A 22,893-nucleotide genomic window follows, 5' to 3' on the forward strand; every position below is an offset into this window, starting at 1 on the left:
CACATCCGTCACGACCGAACATCATGCAACACAACCAATCTCGGTGCAGGCAAAACGGATTACATCCATGTGAGACACGGTCTAAAGGGGTGGGGTAGATGTCGACTCCGACTGAGGACGACTTGGAGCAATGGGTTCTGGAGTTGCTCGGTGAGCTGGGATGGAAGCACCTCTTCGGCCCGGATATCGCGCCTGGAGAGCCGAAAGCCGAGCGGGCGGACTACCGCGAGACGATCCTGGAGGACCGCCTGCGGGACGCCGTGGTCCGGCTGAACCCTGATCTGCCGCCCGATGCGGTGGCGGACGTTATCGCGGCGGTGAAGCGTGTCGAATCTCCAGCGGTGGAGTCGGAGAACTGGCGGGCGTATCGGTTCTTGATCCACGGGGTTCCGGTTGAGTATCGCGACGCCGACGGCAGCGCCAGGGCGGCGCGGGCGTGGGTGATCGACTGGGATGACCTCGCCAACAACGATCTGGCGGCCGTCAACCAGTTCTCGATCCAGGGGCCGAAGAAGACTCGGCGGCCGGACATCCTGTTGTTCGTCAACGGCCTGCCGATGGCACTGTTCGAGTTGAAGCGAACCGGCAAGGCATACGCAACCGTCAAGGGGGCATACCAGCAGACGCAGACGTACCGGTCGCAGATCCCGGATGTGTTCAAGTGGAACCAGGTGTCCGTCGTTTCCGACGGCGTCGAGGCTCTGGCGGGATCGTTCAGCGCCCCGTGGAACCACTGGGCGGCCTGGAAGACGATCGACGGGCACACCCGGGATCCCCGTGATCGTGACGGACTCAAGATGCCGCAGATCGAGGTGCTCACCCGCGGCATGTTCCGCCTCGACGTGTTCTTCGACTTGTGCCGGCACTTCGTCGCCACCTTTGGAGAGGGCATAAAGACTCGGAAGGCGGTGGCGAAGTACCACCAGTACTGGGCAGTGAAGAAAGCCGTGGACCATACCGTCGCAGCGGTTGAAGGCGACGGGCGTGCCGGGGTGGTGTGGCACACACAGGGCTCGGGCAAGTCGCTGGAGATGGCGTTCTACACGGGCCTGGTGATGTCTGCCCCGGCAATGGAAAACCCCACGGTGGTGGTCCTCACAGACCGCAACGACCTCGATGACCAGCTCTACGACGACACCTTTGCCTCCTCGAAACCAGGCTCGCCGCTGCCGCAAGCACCCGTTCAGGCCGATTCGCGGGACCACCTCAAACAGCTGCTCAGTGGCCGCGAGTCCGGCGGGATCATCTTCACCACCATTCAGAAGTTCGGCCTCACCAAGGCAGACCGGGAGGCGGGCCGGAAGTTCCCGACCCTATCGCCGCGCAACAACATCGTGGTGATGGTCGACGAGGCGCACCGCACGAACTATGACCTCATCGACGGGTTCGCCCGCAACGTCAGGGACGCGCTACCCAACGCTTCGTTCATCGGGTTCACCGGTACACCGATCGATGAGAAGGACCGCTCGACAGAGGAGATCTTCGGCGAGTACATCGATGTCTACGACATGACGCAGGCGATCGCCGACGGTGTGACGGTAAAGGTGTTCTACGAGCCGCGGTTGGCGAGGGTCGAGCTACCGGAGGACGCGCGCGATTTGATCGACGACGAGTTCGACGACGCGACGGTCGGCTCGGAGGAGGAGATCGCGGAGCGGTTGAAGACCAAGTGGGCGCGGGTCGAGGCGATCGTCGGATCCAAGAAGCGGATCAAAGAGCTCGCCGTCGACATCGTCGCGCACTGGGACGCTCGCAACTCCGTGCTGGTAGGTAAATGCATGATCGTGACGATGTCCCGCCGAATCGCCGTCGACCTGTACGACGAGATCGTAAAGCTACGCCCGCAATGGCATTCCGATGACGATGAAACCGGGGCGATCAAGGTCGTCATCACGGGCGACGCCACCGATCCGGAGCGCTTCCAGCCACACATCCGCAACAAGCAGCAGCGCCGCGACCTGAAAGCCCGCGCCTGCAACCCTGACGACCCGCTGGAGATGGTGATCGTGCGGGACATGTGGCTGACCGGGTTCGACTCCCCGCCGATGCACACCATGTACATCGACAAGCCGATGCGCTCGGCCGGCTTGATGCAGGCCATAACTCGCGTCAACCGTACGTTCAAGGACAAGCCGTCCGGCCTGGTAGTCGACTACATCGGCATTGCCAACGACCTGCACGACGCGCTTGCCACCTATACCCCGCGGGACAAGAGTGAACGGGTCATCGGCGCGGATGTGCGTCAGGCGGCGATCCCGGAGATGCTCGTCGAACACTCGATCTGCAGTGACCTGCTGCACGGCGTGGACTGGGTGACGATCCTCGGCGACGGCGGGCACAAGGCGTTTCTGTACGCGGTCACTGCTGTCGTCGACCACCTGCTTGAGACAGACAGATCAACCGACGACACCGGCGACGCCGAACCCGGGGAGTTCGACGACGACAGCGACGGTCAGCCGAGCCTGAAGAAGAGGTTCATGGCGCACGCCAGCCGCCTGAAGAAGCTGTACTCGCTCGTGCCAACTTCCGACGAGGCACACGCGATCGTCGAAGACATTGGGTTCTTCGACGCTGTCCGTGGCCAGCTCGCCAAGCTTGAGACCGACGCCCGACGCAGCGAGTCCGACGCCGCACTCGACACCGCGATCCGGCAGATCGTCTCCGAGCACATCTCAGGCTCCGGCGTTATAGACCTGTTCGCCGAAGCTGGGATCGACGTGCCCGACATCTCGGTCATCGACGACGAGTTCAAGATGCGGTTTGAAACCGCCGATCTGAAAAACGCCCGCTTGGAAGCCGTACGCCGCCTCATCCAGAACGAGGTGAAGGTGATCAGCAAGCGCAACATTGTCGCCGGGAGACGGTTCTCCGAGATGCTGGCCCAGTCGATGAACCGGTACCAGAACCGCACCATAGACGCCGCGCAGGTGATGGCAGAGATCGTCGCGATCGCACAGGCGATCAAGGCCCAAAAGGAGCGCGGAGAGAAAACCGGGCTCACCGACAGCGAGCTGGCCTTCTACGACGCTCTCAGAGACAACGAATCCGCCCGCATCGCGATGCAGGACGCGACTATGCGCGCGATCGCCCACGAACTGACCGCCATCATCCGCGAGGATGCCAAGACGGACTGGAATATCAAGGAGACCGTCAGGGCTAAGCTCCGCACGAGGATCAAGCGCCTCCTGCTCAAGCACGGCTACCCACCCGACCAAGAAGCTTCAGCAACCAACCTGATCCTCCAGCAAGCAGAACAGGTTGCCGAGGACGAGTCCAACTAGCACCGCGCAGCAGGAACCGCTGGAGCAGACGTTATTGACAGTCGTCACGTGCAATGGCCCGGCCTGCTGCTGGCGACGAGGTCGGCCCACCAAGTCCAAGTAACACCGCAGATCGCCAGGCAATTGCCGCGGCCTCTCCGAGCGAATGATCGACGACCTCCCGGCTCGACAGCGCCCAGCCAGGAATGCAGGCGTGACTGCGTCACGACATCGATAAAACGCAGGTGTGAGGCCCGTCTCAGCCAGGGATCACCAGCACCACCGAACGCACCTGACGGCGCCGAAACCCGATGGACAGCTACAGATTTCGCGACAAATGACTCGCCGGACCCCGTTGACCACGTCAACACCTGGAGCGAACGTTTGTGTCGTGAATTGTCCTGAACGGTACCGAAATGCAGCGAAAACGCACTAAAGATGACTCTGACCTGCGGAAACGGGTGGTTTCAAATCCCCTATCCTCCGCTTGTGGCAAACGCCCTTGACCCAGCTCAAACGGCTGGTCAGGGGCATTTTTCGCCGCTTTCCCACTCTGCTGGCAATCGTTCAGCACTGTTGACCAAAAGGCTTGATGGAAGCCCTCTTTGGCGTAACCACGCTTGTTTTCGCAGGTGGAGGCCTGTTGACCGCGTCAACAGGCCTCGGGATAGGGGATCTTCTCCCCTAAGGGTCGCGTTGAGAGTTGTGGCCTCAACCAATGCCCACGATCGTCACCTTTGCGATCGTCGCGCAACTGGCGGGACAGTTACGTTCCTACTGGCAGACGCGATAAGCAGTCACCACCTCTACGCCACAGGCAACCTTCCAGCGGTTGCCTCATAACCGCGAATGCTTGATCATGGACAACTTCGATCTCGTACGGCCCACCGGAATCGACTCCCAAGCGTGGGCAGCGATCGTTAGCCGGCACGGGCACGTCCCGCCCGCGCGGAACCGAGCGTAGGACACGCTGCGGGCAGGGCGGGTTCGTCCCGGCCCTGCCCGCAGCGCGGTCGGCTGGCGGCCCAGCCGATGAAGACCCCGGCCGGGATGATCACCGAGAAATGGTGTGCCCGAATGGAGTCCGGCGACAGGAGCCCGACTCCCATCCGGAGCCAGTCGCTTCGGTCGCTTTTGTGCTGGATTACTTTGCGGGACAATCACTTTTGCTAGCCAGCGAGTTGACTTCCGCGCCGGAGAGAGCGTTCATGGTGAGGCAGGGCAAACACCCGGACAACGACGAGGAGGACGAGATGAACAACAACAACTACAGCGGCTGGTTCCTGGCCGAAGTCGACGATGACGGCAACGTCTTCGACGACTCCTGCGCGGTCGCGCCCGGCCGCTACTTCGCCGACGCCGACCACGACGGCGACGCCCAGCCCGCCCTGCACGCCGCGCTCGACGAACTGATCGGCTACTTCCCCACGCGAAGTGGGGCATCAGCCACTACAGCCATAACCCCTCGCCCCACACCCGCCCCACCGGGCGGGTTTCTCGTTGTCCCCCACCACGACACGACGAGCCGACGAAGACCCGGCCGCCACGCCCACGGCTGCGGCTGAACCCGGGGAAGCCGGGCAAGAAGACCGCACTCGATCGATATGCGGCACAGCATGTTTGCTGATGATCTTGCGTGGCGGGAAAAACATCCAGCCGTCCGTAGCGCCTGACAGGTCTGTCGAGACAGCGATGGCGGATTTCGCTACTCGCTGGCGCCCGGACCTCATGCGGGGGAAGCGGTTACACCCAGTACGGCACTCGCGCGCGGTATTTGGTCAGGGCGGCGACCGCCAGTGCCCATCCGGCGAGGGTGATGACGCCGACGATGTACCAGTGCCGTACTGGGAGAGGTTCGCCGAGCAGAGGCGCCCGGATGATAGCCAGGTAGTGGTAGGTGGGAATCAGTTCGACGAAGCGAAGGCGTTCGGCGACAGCTCCGGTGCCCTGGGCGAGATCGGTGGGCCAGGTGACGGGAGTGAGGACGAACAGCATCAAGGTGGTGCTGCCGAGAAACAGGCTGATGTCGCGGAAGCGGGTGCTGAGGATGCCGAACACGATCGCGACCCATACCGCGTTCAGGGTCAGCACGGCCATGGCCGGAATCGCCAGCAGCACCGTCCAATTCAGGTGCCGCCAGATCCCGAAGACCGCCACCATGACCGCATAGATGACCAGGTTGTGGGCGAAGAACAGCAGGTGCCGCCAGACCAGCCGGTAGACATGCACACTCAATGCCGAGGGCAATTGCTTGATCAGCCCTTCGTTGGCGATGAATACCTCGGCACCCTCGACGATGGCGGCGTAGATCAGGTTCCAGACCAACAAGCCGACAGTGACGTAGGGAAGATACTCATCGATACGGCGATGCAGGAACAGCGCATAGAACAGCCCCATCGCCGTGGCCTGCAGCCCGGTAGAAATGGTGATCCAGAACGGGCCCAGAACCGACCGGCGATAGCGTTGTTTGATGTCCTGCCACCCCAAAACCAGCCACAACTGACGCTGCCGCAACCCAACGGCAAGATCACCCACTGCCCGCCGAAGGCTTCCAGGATCAGCGACAGGCTCGGCGGTAGTGACAACACTCGCGGACACGACCACCGACACTATCGGACACTCACCGAACAAACCGTTCCACCAGCGGCCTACATCACGCAATCAGCATGAGCGCGCGTTGGAAGACCATGCCGCCCAGCCAATCCGGCCGGTCGACCAACGCGCGATATGCGACATTTTGTGATGTTCGGATGCGCCCGGCCACGCGCCTCGGCAGACTGCCGACATGAACTCGATCGTTATCCGACCCGCGGTGGACCGCGATCTTCCCTCTGTTGCCGGGCTTCGCTGGCGATGGCTGCTGGAGAACGACGGCACCCCCACCACGACGCACGACGAGTTCGTTCAGTGGTTTGCGCACTGGGCGCAAGCCAATATCTCATCGCACCGCTGCTTGGTCGTCGCCGACGACGGCGAGGTGATCGGCATGGGGTGGCTTGCCATCACACAACGCGTACCCACTCCGCGCCTGCTGGAACGCGCATCCGGTGACGTGCAGTGTGTCTACCTCGTACCCGATCGACGCGGCACCGGGCTCGGCAGCGAACTCATCGACGCACTGACCGAACTCGCACGCCAGCTCGGATTGGAGCGCGTCACAGTCCATTCCAGCCCGCGAGCTGTCCCGGCGTATTCCCGTCGCGGGTTCGCGGTATCGAATCAACTGCTACAGACCTCGCTCAACCATTGACGTCGCTACAACCACGCATTCGCACCCGGTCACGGCGCATAATTGGCACTATCGGATGTTCGCGAGATCGGCTGGCGGCCAATGGTTACGGCGCGCTGAACGCCCGGAACGCGGCAATTGAGGATGTTTCGGGTGCGCCGCAGCGATCAGTGATCTCCGGAGAAGATTTCTTTCACCTCTCGCAGCGCGTAGAACACGAGTACGTATCCGGCTACCGGGTCGGCCCACCACCAGCCGAGCAGGCTGTTGAGTAGCAGGCCGACCAACACGGCGGCGGCGAGCAGGCCGTCTATCAGGGTCACGCGTCCTTCGGTGGTCAGCACCGGGTTGTCGAGTGCCGCACCGGTACGGGCTTTGCCCACCGCCAGCGCGAACATCACCGCCGCTGTCACCGCGGTCCACCCGATGCCCAGCGGGGAATGCGCGGGATGAAATGCGGTGGCCAGCACGACGGTCGACTGGGTCAGCAGATATACCGCCAGCGCGGCGAACCCGGCGCCGATCAGCCGCAGCGCGAGTCGTTGCCGTGCTTCCCCGGTGCCGGAGAGTTCCCAGATCACCACGGTCGAGGCACCGATCTCGATCAACGAGTCCAGCCCGAACCCCGCCAACGCGACCGATCTCGCCGAAATCGCAGCGACCGCGAGGATCACGATGCCGAGCACGTTCCACGCGAGGGTGGCGTATTCGAGCGCGAAGCCCCGGCGCAGCAGGTCGGCACGGGTGATGACATCTCTCTAGGTCACCACGGCAGTCTCACACAGCCATTCGGCACTATCGGGCGTTCGGCCGAGCGGTCCGGATGCCGTGTCGGCAAACCGCCCTTGCCGAGCGCCCCGCCGGGCCCGCCGTCCACCAGCCGTTACCGACGCCGGTCATGCCGGGGCAGCCACCCACCGGGAACAGTAGCGGGCCGAATGCTGGCGCTCTCACGCCACCGCCGGTCGCACCGGGCAACGGCACCCCGATCGTCCCCGCACCCGACGCTCCCGCGCCAGCACGTCCGCAAACCCAGCAACCCACGCCACCCATACAGCACCCGCCGCTTCCCGGTCCACCCGCCGACGCACCCGCGCCCGCGCAACCGTCTCCGTCCCTGCCTGTCCCGGCGGGACCCTCTCCAGTCCCCACTCCGGCGCTTCCGGCCCCGCCGGTCGCGGCGCCGGTGACTCCGGTGAAGGAGCGCAAAACTCCGCCGGGAAAGGCCATGGGCCCCAACGGACCCTGGGGCAACTGGGGCATAATCACAGGTCACGTATACTTCAGCAAGAACGACACCGCGAAGATGGCAGCCAGCGCCGCAGCGGCATTAGCGATCGCGCCGTTCTGGATCCTGATCCCTCCCCCGGCCGGAGAGGCACTCGGTGGATGGTGGGCCGCCAACAGCCTCAGCATCCCTGGACTCGCTATCGACCAGTACACCCGTCCCGTCCCCGGAGGAAACGGCCTGATCTCCCGCGTCCTGCGACGTATCCGCGCCAACACTCAATGCGGATCCCCGGGCCCGGTCGCCTCGGTTGGAACAGCGTTTCGCACGGGCGGACCGGGACCGTGAATGGGCAGCGGAGGAGATCCCGTGTGGCATCGCAGGCCTGGCATCTTCGACGATCCTCCCGTGGAACTCACCCGCGAGCAGTTGGCGCGTGGCTTGGACCAAGCCCGCCGGGCCGCGCGAGAAGCACAGCAGACGCTGACACTGACACTGACGAAGAAGAAACAGTACCGGCGCTATCGAGCCACCGCAGGAGACGCCTACCTCGACTGGCCCCGCTGGAAGCAGGCGTACCTGGACGAGTACAACCGGCGCATCAAGCTCCCATCCCCGCCAATGGGGCAGATGGGCGGGTTCAGCGGCGGGATGAGCGGACCCTGAACCGGGCGTGGCTGCCCGGGACATACCTCCGCCCGGATCGCACCACGCCACCGGCGCCGCCTACCACCCGGTCGAAACCGGTCGGGCAGCCGGTGAACTGATATCGCGGACAGCGAGTGTCAGGGTCGGGATGATTGGCAGGCGCGCCGATGGTGATGACGGCACGGACAGCGTGCCGGTTGCTCGGGGCATGGCGGCGTAAACGTTGGCAACCGAACTTGCCATGAAATTCAGGTGCAGGAAAGGGCCGGACCTGCTCGAAAGGGTTGTCCGACTGCCGAACTCGGGGGCCCGGTCGGGAAACAGGGTTCATGATCTCGACAATGCGGGCGGAGAGAAGCCGGCGGACACTGCCGGGGTCGGGTGCGGTGAACACGTGCCTGCTTTTGGTATTCATCTGAAACTGGCGGCGCTCACATTCGTTTCGGTCCGGCAGCCCGTATTGACCTTGGTTGTGATTCAGGTCACGATATGACTGCTTATGGAAGTGCAGGCTCCTTACGCATTCGAGTCAGGAGGTTTGCCGTGAAAGCTATGAAGGCCCGCGACATCATGCACCGGGACGCCACCTGCATCCCCGCCGATGAAACCCTGGATCGCGCCGCGCAGGTAATGCGCAACCAGGACGTCGGCGCCCTGCCGATCTGTAACAATGACCGCCTCATCGGCATGCTCACCGACCGCGACATCGTGGTGCGCTGCGTGGCCGAGGGACGCGACCCCGCCCGGGTTCGGGTGGGTGATCTGGCTCAGGGCACCCCACGATGGGTCGACGGCGATGCCGATGTCCGCGACGTCCTGCAGATCATGGAGTCTCACCAGATCAAACGACTGCCGGTGATCGACCAGGCCAGCAAGCGCCTGATCGGCATGATCTGCGAATCCGATCTGGCGAAGAACATCGACGACAAACAGCTGGCGAGGTTCGTGGCATCCATCGCCGTCCCCCACTGACCTGCACTCAACAGCCCGACGGGCATCCGAAAGACTGGACTCGGTCGCAGCCTCCGGGCAGTGCGGCAGTGCCCGGTCGCCCTGGCGGGCAGTATCCGCGCAGGTCGATCGAGACCGTGCACTGATATCGCGGGTGTCGGGGTCGGGATGATTGTGAGGCGCGCCGACGGTGGTGACGGCGCGAAAGCGGTGCTCGGCCGGGTCGCGGGCGGCGGCCAGCAGGGTCGCATGGGCCAGTTCGGCGAGCTCGGCGGCGGCGGGTTCGCGGATGTCCCAGCATTCGACGATCACCGTGCGTGCCGCGAGCACCAGCCGGTCGTTGCCGCCACCGGCGGCGGTGACCCGGACCAGGCGGGACGGGCGTGGATCGGGAACAGCGGTCGCGATTCTCGCCGGATCCCCGCGAGCCGCCAGCCGCGCGGTCAGGTAGGCCACGACCACGGTTTCGACCGCCGGGAACTCCACCAGCTCCGGCACGGGTCTCATCGTCCGCGGGCGGAATTCAGCGCCTTGACCAGGGTGTTGTCGCGGGCGTTGCGGCGGGCGGCGTTCGCCGTCGCGGGGAACACGGTGACCCGCCAGCGGCCCTCCGGGCGGCGTGCGCCTTGAGCCGATCGCATCGCGAACCCGTCCCCGGCAGCGGCGGCGACGCGACGGCCACGAGATTCCAGCTCCCGCACCACCTTCGGGCCGCGGCGTAGGTTGTAGAAAGCATTCGTGTTCCAGGACAGTGTCGGTTTCGGCATTCAGCCGTCCACCTTTCTGACGGTGATGACATTGCCCGGCGCCCACCCGAACGGGCCGTGGTTGGCGTCGGCGGCCACACCGACGACCTCGAAACGCCCCGCCGGCCCGGCGGGCAGATCGACCAGATCCCGTGGCGCGGGCGAGAAGCCGGCAGGCGCTTAGATCTCGACGTCGATGATCACGCGATCGTGGCCCGCCACGGCTGGCTCGCTCGAGCGGGCCGGTCCCCACGCATACACCGCAACCGGGGTGCCGTAGGCATCGAGGGGCGGGGTGTAGACGGGGGCCGGGTTGCCGTGAGTGTCGAGTCCGCCATCGCGGTAGCGGTGATGGCCGACCACGCCGCGCAGCGGGAAACTCATCCGATCGGGACGATCCGGTAGACGGCGAGCAGATCTCGCTCTGTCGGGGTGAGGGTGATCCCGCCGATCGAGCCGTCGGAGTGGGTGGTGAGGGTTTCGCTGAACGGTCCGGCGGTGCGGGCTCGGATCGCGGTGGCGGGGGTATCCTCAGCGCGTTTGGCGATGCCGAGCACGACGGCAGCGACAACCGGTGGAGGGTCGGGCCAGCCATGCGTGATCCCGACCCCCACACCACCCTCGCCATCGGTCCACGGAGTGTCGCGACGCAGATAGCCTGAGCCCGACCACCGCACCCGCTCCAGATCGACCGGGTGCCCGTTCTCGGTCACGGTGTGGACATCGAGCAGGTGCAAGGTCGGCAGCATCAGCACCGCGGTCCCGGGCCTGTTCAGCACCAACGTCTCGGTGACGGTCGGGGCGATATGCCAGCCGCACCAGTCCCGCACCAGCGCGTTCGCGACCGCCACCGCCGGCTCCGGACTACCCGCCTCGTAATCGGCCAGCTCCCGCGCACCAGCCAGCGGGGGTAGTGGCGCGGGTGGATCCGCCACGGGCTCAACCGGATTCACGCTCAGTCCGCCGCCGTGGTCTCCGGCAACGGCTCGGCCGCCGCCCGCGTCTTCGGGCCCCGCCCACGACGCGGCGGGCCCTCACCGGGTTCCGGTACCACAGCGGCCGGGGCGGGGTCATGACCGAATCGCGCACGCAGCACGGCGGCGATCCGGTCGGCCTCGCCCGTGCGTCCGGCGGTGTGGGCGCGCTGGTACTGCTCGAGGTAGGCGCGGCGGTAGTCGGCTTCGATGTCACGGGGCATCAGCAGGGCTCCTCATCCCATGTCCGGCAGGTGAGCCGCCCGGTGGCCTTGCGGAATCCGCAAGGCCACCAGCGGTATTCGACAGATCAGAGGGGCTCGCCGGTATTCGGGTCGACACCCGGCGGGGCCGTACCCGCATCGGTGCCCGGCTGATCAGTACCCGGCTGCGTCCTGGGCTCGTCGGTACCCGGCTCGGTGCCCGGCTGCTCCGCATCCGGCTTATCAGTGTCCGGCTTGTCGGTGTCGGGCTGGTCCGGCACGATGGCGTCCAGGTCGTCGATCAGTGCCTTCAGTGCGGCGAAATCCGCTGTGCCGCCACTGTTTTCGAGCTGGTCGATCTTGCCGAGGATCTCGGTCTTGACCTTGGTCAGCTGGGCGGTGATGGCGTCGATGGTGTCCTGATTACTCACAGGATCCTCTCTTGTGATTTCGATGGTCAGATCACCGGCGGTGATCATCAAATGCCGCATCGGGCATTGCCTCCCATCCCTGATGCCATGTAAGGGGCGGGGTCTCCCGCTCCTGTGGCGTCTCGGCTGATGCTGGGGTGTCAGATTCCGCACAGTTTGTGGAGGCCCCTGGTGAACGAGGATGGCGGAAAGCAGTTCGTGGGTATTGATTTGCATCGTCGCCGGTCGGTGATCGTCCGACTGGACGAAGCCGGCAACCGGATCGGGGTGGTCAAGATCGCCAACGATCCGGCGGTGCTGACGGAACAGATCCGGCAGGCCGGTCCGGCGCCGGAGGTGGTGGTGGAAGCCTGTTACGGCTGGTATTGGGCGGTGGACACGCTCCGAGAGTGCGGTGCCACGGTGCATCTGGCGCATCCGTTGGGAGTCAAGGGATTTCAGCATCGGCGGGTGAAGAACGATGTGCGCGATGCCGCGGACCTGGCGGATCTGTTGCGGATGGGCCGGTTGCCCGAGGCGTGGATCGCGCCACCGCCGACCCGAGAGCTTCGGGAGTTGGTGCGTTACCGGGCCAAACTGGTGAACCTGCGGTCCGGGCTCAAGGCTCAGGTGCACGGCGTGCTGGCCAAGGCTGGAGTGCTCATCCCGGCCTCCGATCTGTTCGGGGTCCAGGGACGGGCCGGACTGGCCAAGGTCCGCCTGGACGAGGTCTACGCGCAGCGGGTGAGATCGCTGCTGGACTTGATCGATGTCCTCGACACCGAAGTCGACACGTTCACCACCCGGATCGCGGCCCGGCTCGACGGCCACCGTGGTTACCGAACGATCCAGCAGCTGCCCGGGATCGGCCCGGTGCTGGCGGCGGTGCTGGTGGCCGAGATCGGTGAGGTGGACAGGTTCCGGGGGCCCGCGCAGCTGTGTTCCTGGGCGGGGTTGACCCCACGCCACCGCGAATCCGACACCACCGTGCACCGCGGAAAGATCACCAAGCAGGGGTCCCGGTTGTTGCGGTGGGCGCTGGTGGAAGCCATTCAGGTCGGCGGCACCACCAAGATCCGCGCCGACCGCGACCGGATCGCCGACCGGCGCGGGCGCAACATCGCCAAGATCGCGGCGGCCCGCAAGCTGCTCATCCTCGTCTACTACGGCCTGCGCGACGGTGAGATCCGGGCGCTGGCCAGGAACGCGGGGTGAGCATCCCGGCCGCGGCATGCACGTGGTCGTCCCTCCTTCCGGCCCCCGTGACGGCGTGGTCGAATTTCTGATTGACCCTGTATGCCGCGTGTCGCAGAGCTCCACGCCCCACCCTGTCGCAGGCGAAGGAATGCACGACAGCCGGGACCACCCGGCCTGACGCGTCAACTCATCGACGACCTGGAGAACGACGACACAACAAACCGAATCACCGACCCCTCTCGCAACTTCCCTGCACCACCCGGGAAGGCGGTTACACGCGTCCCCACCACAAAACACACTGCGGGCAGCCAGCGGAAATAGTCACACGACCGCTTGACCGGCCCCGCCCTTTACAGGAATGTAGGGGGGTTCGAGGGGCCCGGACCGATGCCGGGCGCACACCGCACCGGCGGGTGCGGGATTTTCATGCCGTGATCCCTGTACGGGTTGGGGTCTGTCGGCGTGCCGACCGTGCAGAACCACCGGTCGGTGGATCGAGGCGACGATATCGGCCCGACTGACGAGTCTTCTTCTACGCCAATGACTTCCGACTCTATGGCGACGTGCCTGGACATGTTTTCGTGAAAACGGACATTTTCTTGGCTTCGCTGGTAGGCGCAGGCGGACACACGCCGGCTCTGTGTCGGGACGATCGAGCAAGACCGCCGAAGCCCGCAGCGTCACCGAGTCCGCGAACTCGGCCTGGTACACGATGAAGGAGGACGTTTCGATGACACAATTACGGCGAACCACGACGGCACGCAAGCCCGCGGGGCGGCGTGCTCTCCTCACAGGCGTGGCGCTCGCTGGCCTGCTCCTGGCCGCCCCCGCGGCCGCGCAAGCCCAGCCCGGTGCTTGGCATCCAGCCGACCCCAACGACGCCCACGTGCAGGCACTCGCGCAGTTCGGCGTGGACAACGGTTCTCAGGCCGCGCATCGCCGGATGGCGTTGGACACCGTCGCGGAGGCATCCACACAGGTCGTCGCCGGAACAAACTACCGGCTGACAGTGACGGTCACAGCCGAAGACCCCAAGGAAACCGACCTGTGCACCATGCTCATCTGGGAAAAGCAGTGGGAAAACTTCCGACAACTCGTGGAATTCCACTGCACACCGATCAGCTGACCCGAATGCGACGGGAGCTGCGCAGCCGCGGCTGTGATCGTACTGGACACCACGCTCACCGACCCCCGTGCGCTGCCCACCACACCCACCGGTGGACGGGCAGCGACTCTAGTGGGTGAAGTCGGGTGTGGTGAGTCCGCCGATATCGACGATCGACTGCGGATACCGGGCCGCGGTGAACGCGATGTACCTGTACACCTGCAACCGCGTCGTCAGCGTCGCCGACCGCGGGGACGGGAACACCCGTGTCCGGATCCCGGACTCGTACAAGCGCAGATCGCTCGCGCGCAAGACGAGGATGACGTCCTCGTCGGTCTTCGCCCCGAGGTTGGTGGGCAGGTTCGGGTCGGCGACCACCGGCAGCCCGTGCAACGACCCGACCACCTGCTCGGCCGCGACCGCGCCGAGGGTTCCCAGCGCGTTGGCTGGCGAGTTCTGTTGCGGCGCAACAGGAGGGCGCATGTGCTCGTCGAGCCGGGACAGGAACTGCCCACCGGCGGGGGTGCATGGCGATCACGGTGGGTGGCTGGAAGCGGGTGGTGTGGATGCGTTCGATCGCCCCGTACACTCCCTGCACCGTCGGTGTGGCGGTGATGGTCTGGATGCCCTGGGTGTGGCGGATGCCGAGGACCTGTCCGGCCGTGCCGGAGCCGCTGATGGTCTGCATGTCGAGTTTGGTGGCGTAGTCGGCGATCAGGTCGGAGAAGATGATCTGATCGAACGTGATCGGGCTCTGATCGAGCAGCTGCACGGCGATGTCCTGCTGGCCCGCGATCGTGCGCACCGGCGCGGACACGTAGGTGTCGGCCAGATCGGTGTCGGAGACCTGCGTGTTGTCGGCGGCCTGGATATCGGTGCTGGTGCCGGAGGCGACCGTCGGGATGTTCAGCGAATCGGTGCCCGGCGGCAGCACGTCGGTCAGCGCCAGGTTGGCTACCGCGCGTCCCGCCCTGGCGAGGTCGAGGAACTGGTTCATCAGCCAGACCGGCGGGACGAAGAACCCGCCGTGCCCGTCGGTGCGATCCAGGTCCCGGTACTCGGGGCTGCGGGCGACCTCCTCGCCGTGGCGGCGCAGGCGGGTTTCGGCGGCGCCGTCGGCGTCCAAGCGGAACGAGAACCGGACCAGGTCCTGAATGTAGGAGTGGCCGTTGCCGCGGGTGTAGGTCGCGGGTTCGCCGCCCACCCGCACGTGCGTTTCCTGGGCGCGGCGCAGGGCGCGGGTGCCTTCCTCGACGCGGCGGGTGCGGTCGATCTCGTCGGTGATCTCGGCGATCCGCTCATCGATCGTGCAAAGGTCGGCGTCGATGGACCGCAGTTGGTCGGTGAGCTCCCGGAACTGGGTGTCCTCGTCCTCGGTGAGGTCTTCGCGGACTTCGTCGGCGACGGTGGACAGGATCGCGTTGCGCTCGGTGAGCAGTTGCTCGCGCTGGGCGGTGCGCTGTTCTCGGGTAGAAGTAAGCAGGCTCAGCCGCTTATCCATAGAAAACGACTCCTGGAGAATGTGGAGAAACAAGGGGAATGGCGGCCAGTGCCAGGCCATGTCCGCCCAGTGCCAGGGCTTCGAAAACAGCCCCTTCTCCAGTGCCAGGAGTCGGGAAGCGCTCGCGCGCTTGGGGATCAAGCTGTGGAGGGCTGTGGATTACTTCAGGTCGGTACCGTTGCCGAGGGTGATCAGCTCGGCGAGGCGCAACGTCCGCTTCAGCGGCGTCGCCACCGGCTGCGGTTCGGGCGCGGCCTCGGGTGTCGGCTCGGGCGCGGTGGGCTGTTCGGCCACAACGGGTTCGGGGGTCGAGGTGGGGTGTAGTTCGTGGTGCAGCCGCGCCAGCAGCTCGTGGGCGTCACCGATACGATCGGGGCCGACAGCGCGGGCTTCGGCGAGCATGGACTCGAATCCGGTGCGGCTCAACACCTCCAGGACACTGCGCAGACTCACCGCCCGCAGCGACGCCGTGGTGGCGGGGTTGGCGCCGAAGTTCATGACGCTGACATCGCCTTTGTGCAGGGAGATTTCGGTGATGCGGCGCTCGGTCTGATCCTGGCTCCACACATCGTCTTTCACCCGGAACGCGAAGCTCATCTCGTCCATGTCGCCACGCGCCATCTTCGTCTCCAGCCGCTGCACATCCGGATCCCGCCGATCCAGATCCGCCTCAACTTGCAGGCCAGTACTGTCGGCGCCCAGGCGGAGGGTGCCGGATTTCGTGCGCGCCAACGGCATCCCGTCGTGGTTGATCAACAGGTGCACGTCCGCGCGTTCTTTCAGCGTGCGGTCGAACGCGCCGGGCGCGACGATCTCGCTGAAGCCGCCCGCGGCGGGGCCGCCGAAGATAGACGTGGTCGGCTTCGAAGCCGCCCAGGTCGAACCGTCTCGTCAAGCCCCCTGAACGTCGCTGGTGAACACGAATTCTGTGGCGCGCCAAGAACTCCCAGGCAGTCGACAGTGAGCGTGCGGTGGAACCCGGTGGAAAACTTTCCGGCACGGTGTCACACCGAGCGCCGGACCGGTCGGGTCCGACTGTGGTTGGCTGGGGCGAGGGTGTGCGGGCGGGTACAGCGGTGTGGATTGCGCGGACGCCCTGCACGGCAGACGACCACTGGTTGAGGAAGGGCGGCATCATGGGATCGCGGTACAGGCTGACCGACACGGCAGATCTGGACACGCCGAACATCGCGCGGATGTATGACTACGTGCTCGGCGGCGGCGCCAACTTCGAGATCGACCGCCACGCCGCCGACGCCATCCCGTCCGGCATGCCCGGCAGCCGCGAGTGGGCGCGCGCCAACCGCGCGTTCGTCGGCCGCGCCGTCACCGCACTGTGCGAACGCGGCATCGACCAGTTCCTCGACCTCGGCTCCGGCGCACCGACCGTCGGCAACCCACACGAGATCGCGTTACGCCACAACCCGGCCGCCCGGGTCGTGTACGTGGAACGCGAACCGGTCGCCGTCGACTACGCCCACAAAGTCCTCGCCGACCAACCACAGACCTCCATCCTGTGGGCCGATCTACGCGACGCCGACCATGTGCTGGCCACCGCACGCGAGTCCGGCCTGCTCGACTTCACCCGCCCGGTCGCGATCCTCGCGATGGCCGTACTCGACCTACTCGAAGAGGTGGATCCGGCCGCGCTGATCGCCGCCTACCGCGACGCGTGCTGTCCGGGAAGTGCGCTGGGAATCTCCCACGCGGTCGCGTTCACCCTGACCGCCGAGCAGCAGGAACAGGTGCTGTCGGTGATGCGACGCACCAATACTCCTGGCGCGGTGTTCAAGACCGTCGACGACGTCGCCGCGCTCATGGACGGCTACACCCTGCTGGAACCGGGAATCGCGCCCCTGGACGCGTGGCGGCCCGAGACACCGGTCACCCCTGCCGAGGCCCGGCGCGCGAATTACGTGGGGGCCGTGGGCATCACACAGCCGTGATCACTGTGGGGGCCACCGCTTGTCGGTTTCCTTGACCCGGAGCGCCGTGATCGTGAAACCCGGCACGAAACGACGACAAGATCTTCCGCCGCGTCGCCGCCGATCTCGGCTAACGGCTCCTGCGACGAGGTCGAGGCTGGGGCACCGGAACGCGTTCACCACGCTCGACTCCTGTCTATTCGGGGTGAGTAACGATGGTGGATTGGGCCCCTGCGATGCTGGACGCGCGGCTGGTCGACGTGTTTCGTCCCATCCGCGATGACCTACTCACACTCGGGTACAGCGTCGAACTTGCAGGCCCACCCACCTCGACAGCGGTCGCACCGACCGGCTGCGTCGATCCGCGGTGGTTGACGACGCTGATCGTCGACCACCGCGAGTTGGGGATTCTGGCTTTCGATCTCGAGGCTCCCTTCAACGCGGCGGTCGTCACGGTGGCCGACCAAGCACAGGCGCAGGTGATCGAGAACCTGCGACGCGACGGGCAGATCATCAGTTGGCCGCCCAGCCGTGGCGGGAACCAGCCGATGCAGGCTCGACTCGTGGACGATCAGCCAATGTGGTTGTCTCCGTGCTCATCCCAGGACATGATCCGCATCGGAGAGCTTAGCCAGACCTCCTCATGAGGGGACGCATCGCACACCTCGCCGCTGCCGGTACGCGGTGACACCCGCAGCCTCGCACACGCGGCGACCGGCCACCGTCGAGCTGTTTCCCGGACCAACGGTCTTGTCGTACCTCGCCCGCAAGGGTGAATTCGACACGGCAGGGGCTGGGGAGCGCGGTTCCGGGGTGAGGCGCCTGGATCTGTTCGCAGCAGAGACGGAGGAAACCACGCGGTGGACGGGCCGCGCAGGCGGTGGTTGACGCTACAATCACTGTTGCTAGTGGGTCGGTGAGTGATTCCCGTCCTGGGTGCAGATGCCGTGGGGGGTGCCTGTTTTCGGGTTGCCCCGCTTGGTGGGCGCGAGGGAGTTTCGGGAATGGATTCGACGGCCGGTATCAGTCAGGCGGAGCGTGACGGTGCGAAGGTGTACTCGCCTCGGATGCTCGCGGTGTACGACGTGCGGGTGTTGTGGTTCAACTGTGGCCTGATCTGGCGCTGCTCCCCGCGGCGCACCCTGGATCTGTACAACCGCAACATGAGTGCCGATCATCTGGATATCGGCACCGGAAGCGGCTGGCATCTGTGTCACGCCCGCTATCCTGCGACCAGTCCGGCGGTCACCTTGGTCGACCTGAATCGCCCGTCGCTGGAGGTGACGAGTCGTCGGCTGCGCCGGCGTGGCATCGACCCGGTGACCGCGGTGGGCAGTGTGCTGCAGCCGTTGCCGGTGGATCGCCGCCGGTTCGGGTCGGTGTCGGCGACCTGGCTCATGCATTGCGTGCCGGGCGGCTGGGACACCAAAGGCGCCGCATTCCGGCACATTGCGGATGTGATGGCCGATGACGGCGTGCACTTCGGCGCGACCGTCCTGAACACTGGTGTCTCCCACACTCCGTTCAGCCGCGCCGAGATGAAACGTCTTCGCGCGCACGGGATCTACCACAACGACGCCGACGACCTCGACGGCCTGGTGGCCGCGCTCGAGCAGGCGTTCGAGTCCGTCCAAGTGCACACCCGTGGTTCGGCGGCGCTGTGGACGGTCCGCGGACCCCGTCGCGCACCGGGACCCGACGCCGCCGAGCGCCGCTGATCAGTCCCAGCTGCGCTGCGGTGCCGCGACGAGCAGGATCGCGATCACCGAACCGGGCTGCACGGGACGGGCGGGCAACGCGAACAGCGCGGCCCGGAACAACGACCCTTCGATCGAAATCATCTGCTCGACAACGGGTTCGGTGTCTGCTTCGCCGATCACCGCGTCCAGGTCGATCTGGGCCAGCACGCCGCGCAGGCGTTGTTCGTCGGCCAGCAGTGCCTCGGCGAGATCGCCGGAGGCGTTGATGACGACCCGATCGACCACGTCGACCATGACCAGGGTGGCGCCGGTGTAGCGGACCAGAGTGCCCAGCCGGGCGTCGAGATCACGATGGGGCAGCTGGGTCGTGAGGCCGTAGACGGTGCGTCCGGGCCCCGGTGCGCCGAGAGTCGTGGCCGAGGACCACAAATGGTTCCAGGTCGTGCCCGGCCGAACCGACCACAGGGTGTCGCACAGGACGCCCTCCCGCTCGTGGCGAAGGTTGTGAATCATGGCGGTGAAGCCGGGGGCGTCGTCGGGGATCATGTTCTTGAGCAGGACCGGGAACGGTTTGTATTCGCCCACTTGGCGTTTGACGCCGTAGAGGGTGAGGTTGTCGCCACCGCCAGCGGTGATCAGGCGGGCCAGGTCGATGGTCCAGGAGTTGTACACCGGTCGCGGTGGCACCGGTCCGGGCGCCAACCATACGACCAGCCCGACCGCCGTGCCGTCGAACGCGATAACCCAGTGCAGGCGGCATTCGATACCGCCCGCGGTGCGCGCGCAGTCGATCCGGGGCCCGCTCATGGCGTCGGTGACCACACCGCGAAACAGGTTCTCCCCCTGATAGTCGTAGCCCAGTTTGGGCGCGACGCGACGCAGCCGCCGCGCGACCCGACGCCCCCCGGCGGAATGAACGACGATCTCACCATGAATCAGAGTGCCGATGACGTCGATCCCCACCCACAAGCGTGGTAGGTCCATGGCGCGCCATGCTAGTTCGGCACGGCAAGGCTTTCAGAGCATTTCGTCCGGTGTTAGACTCGGCGAGCGCCGACTGGTGAGCGATCCCTGGTTTGCAAGCCGAAACCCCCTACGGGGGTGGAGTTTTCGCTTGTGATGGGAGGGATCACCAGCAATGCCACAGCATCCATTTCACGTGCAACTCGCACCCGGTGCACGGTATGCCGATATCGGCGCAGTCCCCGTGCTCGCGCCGGGCGGGGCGCAGCGACAGCGGCACGATCTCCACGACGTTGTCCGCCACTACGGCCTCGACGCCGTGCGCACGCGCATCGACGAGCTGCACGCCGCAGGCTGTCACGCCGCCGCCGACACCATAGCCGCGGAATTGCGCACACTCAGCCCGGCCACCGACACCGGGCGTTCATAACCGGCCCGACCATGCCGACGCGCCAGGCCAGGGCACCGTAGGGGGTGCCCTGGCCTGGTGTGAGCATCCTCGCCCTGCCACGCCGAAAATCAAGATCAACAGTATGGGCGTCACCACCGAGCCGCATCGACCGAGCACCCGTCCGGCAGCGAATCTCGGTGCCCAGCACCGACATCCACATGTCATACATCCGACAAAGAGGGGTCAGTACCATGTCCGACAACGCACACGAGCAACAGGCCGACGGCGCGATCGCTGTCGCGTTGCACCACGTCGCCATCATCGTCAGCGACGTGGAGCGAGCGCTGCAATTCTATTGCGGCACACTCGGATTAACCCAGCGGACCGATCGCCCCGACCTCGGGCCCGGCGCCTGGCTCAACATCGGCGACCGGCAACTCCACCTCATGCAGGCCACCGTCCCGCCCGACAACGGCCAGCACCTCGCCCTGCTCGTCGACCAGCTCGACACCGCGGTGGACAGGCTACGAGCACAGGGCCTGACCGTGTCCGATCCGGTCTCACTGGCACCAGGACATCGGCAGTCCATGCTGTCCGATCCCGACGGCAACCTCGTAGAACTGCATCAGCTGACCCCAGCCTGACCGTCCACGCCGCGTCCGGCATGCACGGCCATGCCGTCGCGGACGAGACACCTCTTTCCCGGTCGGGTCGGCGCGGCAGGAGCCCTCGGTGCGCCCAGGTGCGGATCGCGGAGGCCGGGATGTGCCAGAAGTGTCGATGTCGGAGGCGGACAGTTCGGCGTCAAGCGCGCGCTCACTCACGTGCTGCCGTGCAGCGAGAAGGCTCACCCAAGCGACTAGCAAGCCTTGCGTTGCAGAGCCGTATGCAGTCTCAGGCGTATGTCGGGCTACTCACGGACAAATGCCCTATGGGCCGTCTGTCCGGCGAACCGCAGGCGCCCGCCCCTTTCGCCACATGCCGGGGCGGGCCCGGAGTAGGTGTCCGGAGCCGGTCAGAATGAGGTCCGATGTCCGTATGTTCGGACGCGTCGGGTCGGTTCTGACCAGTTCCCCAGTGCACTGGTTTATTTCAGCGATACGAAGGCCGAGCGCATGAGGCCGATCGCGCGGTTGGTGTAGCCGTCCGCGAGTCGCCCTCCGTCCTGGACGGTGGTCAGTCCGCGCGGCCCGCTATCGGGGTGGTTCGTCGTCGAAGTCGTGGTCGCCGAACCGGTCCGACAGGTGGATCTGCTTGTCGGGCGGGGTGGCCTTGCGCTGGGCGTCGAAGGCATCGAACTGCCGTTCCGCGTCGGCGATCTCCTCCGCCGACAGCGGCGGCAGACCGTCCTCTTCGCGGCTGGAAAATCTGTGGCCCTTGTATTCTTCAGCCATGCGTGGTGCTCCTATCGTTCGATCATTCGGATGACGGTACGCCCAGTCGCGGGATCGACGAATTTGCGGACGATTTCGAAGGAAGCGTTCGTGCCGAACAGCACTTCCTGCTCTTCGGGTTTGCGCGCGAACTGGGAGATGTCTTTGCCGTGCTTGGACAGGATCTGCATCTCCACCGGCTTGTCGAATGCGGCTTCCGGGGTCTTCGCGCTGGAGGTGAATGCGTTGGGTGTCCAGGTTCTACCTTCCCCAAACTTCGCGAGCTCCTCCTCCGACAAGGTCAGGCGGCGGGTGACCGGCCCCTGGTAGTCGGGCAGTTTCGCGAGCGCGGAGTTGATGTCGTCGGTGATCAGTTTGTCGCGGGCACCGGCGCAGTCGTTGCGTAGCACCCAGTTCAGCCTCTCCGCATCTGGGCCGGTGTAGTCCCACAGGGCCGCCCGATCCACAGCGTTGAGGTTCACCGCGGCGGGGGCGGTGGCGGCACCGGCGTCGGCCTCCATCTTCTGCAGGTCCTGGCCGAGGTGCTCGATCTGCTGCAATGACCGGGATTCGGCGACGAGGTCCTGCTCGATCGCGATTCCCTGCTCGATGCGTTTCTCGCTTTTCCACGCCACGATGACCGCACGGATGGGGGCGGCCCATTTGGCGGCGGTGGCGACAGCGGCATCCCGACCCGCAGCACCGCGCGCCGCGGGAACAGCGCGATCTGGCGGGCGCGACCTCGACGGCCTCGACATCACCTTCCCCATACCCGACTGCGTCGGCGTCCTCGTCGAGAGCCCGACACCGTCACCTTCACCGACTGACCCGACCATCCAGGTCGCCTTCACCATGAAGGCGGCCTCCCCCGCTGTCGGGTGCGTACGCCCGGCCCTGCACACGCACCTCTTTCGGGATCCCGGACGGAAGTCCTTACGCTGCTTGGTAGTTGCGGGATCGTCTGCTGCATCGGCGATATGGCATGGAGCCAGGTCGGTGTGGCGGTTGCGGCGCCGGAGGAACCGGACTGTCGATGTATGGCCACGGTTCCGTGCGGTCGAAGATTGTGCACAACGGGGACGAAAGACC

Annotated in this window: 24 protein-coding genes; 12 read left to right on the forward strand and 12 right to left on the reverse strand. The window is 65.8% G+C overall.

Annotation, left to right across the window (positions count from 1 at the left end):
- The first annotated feature begins 98 nt into the window (after positions 1 to 98).
- Both HPY32_RS16080 and HPY32_RS16085 read left to right on the forward strand, forming a co-directional pair.
- On the forward strand, positions 99 to 3,281 hold the full coding sequence (locus HPY32_RS16080; protein WP_067580236.1) for a type I restriction endonuclease subunit R: 3,183 nt from the start codon (positions 99 to 101) through the stop codon (positions 3,279 to 3,281).
- Between the two features lie 1,187 nt (positions 3,282 to 4,468).
- On the forward strand, positions 4,469 to 4,825 hold the full coding sequence (locus HPY32_RS16085; protein ID WP_156674062.1) for a hypothetical protein: 357 nt from the start codon (positions 4,469 to 4,471) through the stop codon (positions 4,823 to 4,825).
- Positions 4,826 to 5,003: 178 nt separating this feature from the next.
- On the opposite strand, the gene wzm is transcribed toward HPY32_RS16085, so the two are convergent.
- Positions 5,004 to 5,858, reverse strand: a complete 855-nt coding sequence (gene wzm / locus HPY32_RS16090) for a galactan export ABC transporter permease subunit Wzm/RfbD (protein ID WP_067584965.1) — start codon at positions 5,856 to 5,858, stop codon at positions 5,004 to 5,006.
- A 187-nt stretch (positions 5,859 to 6,045) separates the two neighbouring features.
- Between wzm and HPY32_RS16095 the strand changes: the two genes are divergently transcribed.
- Positions 6,046 to 6,510 carry a GNAT family N-acetyltransferase gene (locus HPY32_RS16095; RefSeq protein ID WP_067580233.1) on the forward strand — a complete coding sequence of 155 codons (465 nt, stop codon included), beginning with the start codon at positions 6,046 to 6,048 and terminating at the stop codon, positions 6,508 to 6,510.
- 146 nt (positions 6,511 to 6,656) lie between these two features.
- Here HPY32_RS16095 and HPY32_RS16100 read toward each other — a convergent pair whose 3' ends face one another.
- Entirely contained in the window at positions 6,657 to 7,175 is a 519-nt protein-coding gene (locus HPY32_RS16100) for a cation efflux transmembrane domain-containing protein (protein ID WP_197696362.1), read from the reverse strand.
- 950 nt (positions 7,176 to 8,125) lie between these two features.
- Here HPY32_RS16100 and HPY32_RS16105 point away from each other — a divergent pair.
- Both HPY32_RS16105 and HPY32_RS16110 read left to right on the forward strand, forming a co-directional pair.
- Complete coding sequence (locus HPY32_RS16105; protein WP_067580229.1) at positions 8,126 to 8,383, forward strand: hypothetical protein; 258 nt, start codon at positions 8,126 to 8,128, stop codon at positions 8,381 to 8,383.
- 552 nt (positions 8,384 to 8,935) lie between these two features.
- Entirely contained in the window at positions 8,936 to 9,337 is a 402-nt protein-coding gene (locus HPY32_RS16110; RefSeq protein ID WP_373686649.1) for a CBS domain-containing protein, read from the forward strand.
- 482 nt (positions 9,338 to 9,819) lie between these two features.
- On the opposite strand, the gene HPY32_RS16115 is transcribed toward HPY32_RS16110, so the two are convergent.
- The 5 genes from HPY32_RS16115 to HPY32_RS16135 form a co-directional block, all read right to left on the reverse strand.
- The gene (locus tag HPY32_RS16115) at positions 9,820 to 10,083 is read right to left on the reverse strand and encodes a hypothetical protein (protein ID WP_156674061.1); all 264 of its coding nucleotides are present in this window, start codon (positions 10,081 to 10,083) and stop codon (positions 9,820 to 9,822) included.
- A gap of 159 nt (positions 10,084 to 10,242) precedes the next feature.
- Complete coding sequence (locus HPY32_RS16120; protein ID WP_171982879.1) at positions 10,243 to 10,446, reverse strand: hypothetical protein; 204 nt, start codon at positions 10,444 to 10,446, stop codon at positions 10,243 to 10,245.
- Complete coding sequence (locus HPY32_RS16125; RefSeq protein WP_171982880.1) at positions 10,443 to 10,997, reverse strand: hypothetical protein; 555 nt, start codon at positions 10,995 to 10,997, stop codon at positions 10,443 to 10,445. Before HPY32_RS16125 ends, HPY32_RS16120 begins: the two co-directional genes overlap by 4 nt.
- Before the next feature lie 20 nt (positions 10,998 to 11,017).
- On the reverse strand, positions 11,018 to 11,260 hold the full coding sequence (locus HPY32_RS16130) for a hypothetical protein (protein WP_067580220.1): 243 nt from the start codon (positions 11,258 to 11,260) through the stop codon (positions 11,018 to 11,020).
- An 86-nt stretch (positions 11,261 to 11,346) separates the two neighbouring features.
- The gene (locus HPY32_RS16135; protein WP_171982881.1) at positions 11,347 to 11,721 is read right to left on the reverse strand and encodes a hypothetical protein; all 375 of its coding nucleotides are present in this window, start codon (positions 11,719 to 11,721) and stop codon (positions 11,347 to 11,349) included.
- Between the two features lie 120 nt (positions 11,722 to 11,841).
- Here HPY32_RS16135 and HPY32_RS16140 point away from each other — a divergent pair, with 120 nt between their 5' ends.
- Together HPY32_RS16140 and HPY32_RS16145 are read left to right on the forward strand one after the other, a co-directional pair.
- On the forward strand, positions 11,842 to 12,864 hold the full coding sequence (locus HPY32_RS16140; RefSeq protein ID WP_067577925.1) for an IS110 family RNA-guided transposase: 1,023 nt from the start codon (positions 11,842 to 11,844) through the stop codon (positions 12,862 to 12,864).
- Positions 12,865 to 13,576: 712 nt separating this feature from the next.
- On the forward strand, positions 13,577 to 13,972 hold the full coding sequence (locus tag HPY32_RS16145; protein WP_171982882.1) for a cystatin family protein: 396 nt from the start codon (positions 13,577 to 13,579) through the stop codon (positions 13,970 to 13,972).
- 55 nt (positions 13,973 to 14,027) lie between these two features.
- Here HPY32_RS16145 and HPY32_RS16150 read toward each other — a convergent pair whose 3' ends face one another.
- Both HPY32_RS16150 and HPY32_RS16155 read right to left on the reverse strand, forming a co-directional pair.
- The gene (locus HPY32_RS16150; RefSeq protein WP_171982883.1) at positions 14,028 to 15,452 is read right to left on the reverse strand and encodes a phage major capsid protein; all 1,425 of its coding nucleotides are present in this window, start codon (positions 15,450 to 15,452) and stop codon (positions 14,028 to 14,030) included.
- 159 nt (positions 15,453 to 15,611) lie between these two features.
- Positions 15,612 to 16,301 carry an HK97 family phage prohead protease gene (locus HPY32_RS16155; protein WP_082870758.1) on the reverse strand — a complete coding sequence of 230 codons (690 nt, stop codon included), beginning with the start codon at positions 16,299 to 16,301 and terminating at the stop codon, positions 15,612 to 15,614.
- 287 nt (positions 16,302 to 16,588) lie between these two features.
- On the opposite strand from HPY32_RS16155, the gene HPY32_RS16160 reads away from it, so the two are divergent.
- The 3 genes from HPY32_RS16160 (at position 16,589) to HPY32_RS16170 (ending at position 19,095) form a co-directional block, all read left to right on the forward strand.
- Positions 16,589 to 17,398: an SAM-dependent methyltransferase gene (locus tag HPY32_RS16160; protein WP_067580211.1), complete on the forward strand. Its 810-nt coding sequence runs from the start codon at positions 16,589 to 16,591 to the stop codon at positions 17,396 to 17,398.
- Positions 17,399 to 17,592: 194 nt separating this feature from the next.
- Positions 17,593 to 18,024 (forward strand): hypothetical protein, encoded by a 432-nt coding sequence (locus tag HPY32_RS16165; RefSeq protein WP_067580208.1) that lies wholly within the window; start codon positions 17,593 to 17,595, stop codon positions 18,022 to 18,024.
- Between the two features lie 357 nt (positions 18,025 to 18,381).
- Positions 18,382 to 19,095 carry a class I SAM-dependent methyltransferase gene (locus HPY32_RS16170; RefSeq protein ID WP_082870757.1) on the forward strand — a complete coding sequence of 238 codons (714 nt, stop codon included), beginning with the start codon at positions 18,382 to 18,384 and terminating at the stop codon, positions 19,093 to 19,095.
- On the opposite strand, the gene HPY32_RS16175 is transcribed toward HPY32_RS16170, so the two are convergent.
- Positions 19,096 to 20,061, reverse strand: a complete 966-nt coding sequence (locus HPY32_RS16175) for a hypothetical protein (protein ID WP_156674057.1) — start codon at positions 20,059 to 20,061, stop codon at positions 19,096 to 19,098. It lies immediately after the preceding gene.
- A gap of 154 nt (positions 20,062 to 20,215) precedes the next feature.
- Here HPY32_RS16175 and HPY32_RS16180 point away from each other — a divergent pair, with 154 nt between their 5' ends.
- Positions 20,216 to 20,470, forward strand: coding sequence for a hypothetical protein (locus tag HPY32_RS16180; RefSeq protein ID WP_171982884.1), 255 nt, complete (start codon positions 20,216 to 20,218; stop codon positions 20,468 to 20,470).
- Between the two features lie 212 nt (positions 20,471 to 20,682).
- Positions 20,683 to 21,075 (forward strand): VOC family protein, encoded by a 393-nt coding sequence (locus HPY32_RS16185; protein WP_067580202.1) that lies wholly within the window; start codon positions 20,683 to 20,685, stop codon positions 21,073 to 21,075.
- Positions 21,076 to 21,624: 549 nt separating this feature from the next.
- Here the strand turns inward: HPY32_RS16185 and HPY32_RS16190 are convergent.
- A complete protein-coding gene (locus HPY32_RS16190; protein ID WP_067580200.1) occupies positions 21,625 to 21,825 on the reverse strand; it encodes a hypothetical protein in 201 nt (66 codons plus the stop codon).
- Between the two features lie 11 nt (positions 21,826 to 21,836).
- On the reverse strand, positions 21,837 to 22,658 hold the full coding sequence (locus HPY32_RS16195) for an ADP-ribosyltransferase (protein WP_156674054.1): 822 nt from the start codon (positions 22,656 to 22,658) through the stop codon (positions 21,837 to 21,839).
- Between the last annotated feature and the right edge of the window lie 235 nt (positions 22,659 to 22,893).

The organism is Nocardia terpenica (assembly GCF_013186535.1).
In the GTDB taxonomy this organism is placed as follows: Bacteria; Actinomycetota; Actinomycetes; order Mycobacteriales; family Mycobacteriaceae; genus Nocardia; species Nocardia terpenica.